Here is a 3,947-nt window from a genome sequence, read left to right on the forward strand (position 1 = left end):
GGACCCAGCGTCTTTTGGCACAGCATGTGCGTAATCACGCGGTAACTGAAGGTCATGACTGTCTCTCCCGCATGTCGCCTAGCAGCGTGTCCCGTCTGCTGGCCGCCCAAGATTTGCAACCACATAAAGTCCGTTATGATCTGGAACGCCGCGATCCAGAGTTCGATGCAAAACGGACGGAAGTGCTTTGCGTCTGTCAGCAAGTCGAATACATTCTGGAGAACGAAGAAATAAAACCACTCTGCGACGTTTATTTGTCCTACGACGAGAAACCTGGCATTCAGGCGATCGGCAATACTGCCGAGGATTTGCCTCCCGTCACCGGGGAACATTCCACCATAGGTCGTGACTCTGAGTACAAACGGCATGGAACACTGAGCCTGCTGGCAGGCATTGATTTAGTCACCGGCGAAGTGATCGGTTCGATCGAAGAACGTCATCGCAGTCGTGAATTCGTTGACTTTCTGAAGAAGCTTGATGCCCACTATAGCCCGGAACTGCGGATTCAAATCATAGTAGACAACCATTCCGCTCCTATCTCCAAGGAAACAAATGCTTATCTGGAGAGTCGGCCGAACCGGTTTGAGTTCGTCTTCACCCCCAAACATGGCTCCTGGCTCAATGTGATTGAAAGCTTCTTCGCAAAGATGACGAAACAGGTACTTCGTCATCTTCGGGTGAAGTCAAAAGAAGAATTAAAAGAGCGACTTGAGTTGTACCTCCAGGAAGTCAACGAAAATCCGGTGCATTTCCGTTGGAAGTACGGTTTGGAAAATTGACAGGGCACGAACGTTATTTCAGGAGCTATCTACTAGGTCTGAAGTGCGTCCCTTCCGGGTCTGTAAAATAGATTGTGTTTTCACTTGTATGGCATACCCGCTGATTCCAGGAAGAGATAGGGTCTCCCGGGTTCCCGCTAATTCTCTGTTTGTAACGTGCCAAGCTCTCAGACCCCGGAGTGCCGATTCAAACTCACCAAAATGCTCGAACCGATATTGCCTTCTGTGTGTGTAACCACATCGGCCTGTCTCCACTTATTTTTCGAGGCTCCATCACTTCAGCTTTCGCTTTCGGCCCGCTATTTTGCCGTTCTACGCTTAATGTTTTTCGTTACGAATTACCTCCAAGAACTAGCTACAGGACTGCTGGTTAGGCCTTTTCCTGATGGGACTCCCACCCACTAGAATGAACGACCTTGCCCGGCCGCACTACTCAAAAATCTTGATAGACCCGTAAAAAACTGTATCAGTAATTTACTAAAGCTTCTTTTTGCTGTTCAGCAACAACTCTAAATGGTTTAAACAATGTAGCTATTTTCTCCTGAAAAATTGTGTCGTCAACAAGTTTTGCATCTTTTTCTACTTCATTTGAAATTGCATAAAACTCTTCACATTCGACAGTCGCTCCTTCACCACCATCTGCCTCGTCCCCAGACTGCATTAATAATTCATAAAGCGACAACTTACCCTCTAGGTATTTTAAGTAGTAGTATCCAATGATTGCATCACTAGCAGGAGATAAGTTATATATATTGTGTCTTTCTGAAATCAATAAATCACTTAGGGCATCAGTTAACTTTTCGATATTACTGGCTAGTGAAACATTAATTAGCCAATCCTCCACTGTTTCTTGCCCCAAAATACGTTGGTCAGCCCAATTTTTCCAGTCCTGCTTGTTGAAGTAACCACTATAGGAAATCGAGAAAAGATAGTGAGCAATGGGCACCATACTACCACCTCGGAGTATTAGGATGTAGTCCTGGAGTATTTGGTCCATGTTGTGTAGGGTTCTGCCATGGGTTTGGATGATAATGAGGATTTCCATGGTGATGAGGCTTTCCATGATACGTATAATCGTTATTCCCTATTCTTCTTCCAAACCGGTCATAAATCGTTTCTCGTTCATACATCTCACCTGTTCTGCTAAGTTTTCGATCAATAATACTTCGTGTCCCAGGAGTAGTATAGGTTCGCTCCCTAGTATTTGGCGCACCTTTATAGTTTGGTTTATAATCCTGTTTCCAATATCTTTGATATCGAGCAGCCTCTGATGGGTTCATTTTATCGACAAAAGTTTTACCTTTACCCGTCCCCTTAGACGCCTTTCCGGAGTTCTTCACAACGTTCTTTGCAACGTTTTTCGCAGTATTTTTTGCAACGTATTTTGTAACGCCTTGTACTATCGCTCTTACAATCACTCCGATGACATTATGCGTCCATATTTCCGACTCCGTGACGAAATAATTATGTACTTCTTCGACTCCGAAGTTATATACAGACAAATTGTTGTTCTTCATCTCGATCCGGTCGATCAGATAGGGCGTGCCTTGTGGACTTTGAAGCAGATCTCCTTCCTTCAGATGGCTTGCTTCCACCCATCCTTGGCCATGCACCCAGAATGGATGCTCTCCGGATGTCGTGATTGGAGTTCCATTTACGGTAATGTGATACGTCTTATCCGCTTGTCCCTGGAATAACTGAACAACTCTATGATACCCTGTTTCTCCCGTTGTTTCATCTTTTGCATACACGAGATCCCCGACCTGAATTTGTTCAATTGGCTTGAATCCGGTTTCTGTCTGCACCAAGGTACCATTCGCGAAATCCGCATAAGCAAGTGGAATACTTGTAAATGAAAGGGCAATCAATAACATCAAGGCTATAAATTTTTTCATGTTCTCTTCTCCTTTTTGTACCGTATTTTCTAAAGACAATTTTGGGTCTTTTCCCCGTGCTTTGCAGGATGTCTGGTCGTTGTGCTACTACGTAAGTTTCCATAACATAATTTCCCAGACCTATAGCATCGTGATAGTACATAAGACTATAGGCGTGAACGCTCAGTCCATAGTGCAGCAGTATTCGTTCTTTATCACTTAAAAAAATCTGCTGAAATCATTTCGTTCAATCCTGTACTTTTGGTAAAATCCTTTGGCAGTATAGGGCATAATTCTGTGGGGACGTGAGTAATCAATGATGAGGTTATACAAAGATAGTTGAATGGGTTCATATATTACGGTGAATGCTATCTGATAAAGCTTTTCTACCAAGTCTAAGCTGACTTCATTTTTCGAGTGTTTTTTGCAAAAACGAGTAAATTACATGTGATTTATGTCCAATTTCGATGTACTGTTCTACGATGTCGTCACCGGGGATGTCTAATACAGCAGCAATGGATTAAATGATGTTTAAATCAGGGGTGTTTGATTTCGCTGCTTTCAATTCTCGACAGGCAACTCTTATCAAGGACGACCGCTTCTTGCAGCTTCGATAGACTATTTCCTTCTTCTGCCGATAGCACTGTACACTGTATTAGCTCCCCAAGCGCTGTGGCTTCGCAGCAACGGTATTCATAGTTTCAACTCCCTTCGGCAATGTAATTATCTATACTTTACCATGTATCTCACAAAATACAAGTATTTTTTTCTAAATTACCCATTTTATGTTGCAATCAATATAAATGGACGAACACTCAGAAGGTGTTTCGTCCTTTGTGTAGTTTATTCATAGTTTGTCTATACTTATGCTTTGCTATAACAGTCACAATAACGATATTGCCATTAGCTTTACCACTTAACATTATCGTATGTCCTTCTGTGGATATCCATCTGGTATTACCCTCGGCGCAGGAATTGTTTTCACTTCTTTAAGTAAGTTATGCAGGTTAATATTTTGTTCTTTGCATCTTTTTCGAGCATGATGAGTAAATGCTGCTAGACTAAAAAGTAGACATGTAGAACCGAGAATCGGGTAGAATGAAAATATCCAAATTCGAGGTGCTACGATGACGAAAAAATACGATAAAGAATTTAAACTCCAAACGATTTAGAAGTCCGGTGAAAAAGTCTGACCCTAATCGAACAAAGAGACGAAGTATGGTAAAATAATAGAAAATATCGTTTGAAAGTAGAGGAACCCCCAATGCGAGCAGCGAAACGATGCGGTGTACAG

General features: G+C 42.5%; 3 protein-coding genes. 1 reads left to right on the forward strand and 2 read right to left on the reverse strand.

All coding sequences use genetic code 11. From position 1 onward, the window contains the following. A partial coding sequence (locus PPOP_RS17855) for an IS630 family transposase (RefSeq protein WP_006288065.1) occupies positions 1 to 779 on the forward strand: 779 nt, incomplete at its 5' end. A 466-nt stretch (positions 780 to 1,245) separates the two neighbouring features. On the opposite strand, the gene PPOP_RS17860 is transcribed toward PPOP_RS17855, so the two are convergent. Continuing rightward, complete coding sequence (locus PPOP_RS17860; protein ID WP_006288066.1) at positions 1,246 to 1,728, reverse strand: hypothetical protein; 483 nt, start codon at positions 1,726 to 1,728, stop codon at positions 1,246 to 1,248. Between the two features lies 1 nt (position 1,729). Next, positions 1,730 to 2,674 carry a polymorphic toxin-type HINT domain-containing protein gene (locus tag PPOP_RS17865; RefSeq protein ID WP_006288067.1) on the reverse strand — a complete coding sequence of 315 codons (945 nt, stop codon included), beginning with the start codon at positions 2,672 to 2,674 and terminating at the stop codon, positions 1,730 to 1,732. Positions 2,675 to 3,947: the final 1,273 nt, after the last annotated feature.

The sequence above is a fragment of the Paenibacillus popilliae ATCC 14706 genome (genome assembly GCF_000315235.1).
GTDB lineage: Bacteria > Bacillota > Bacilli > Paenibacillales > Paenibacillaceae > Paenibacillus_B > Paenibacillus_B popilliae.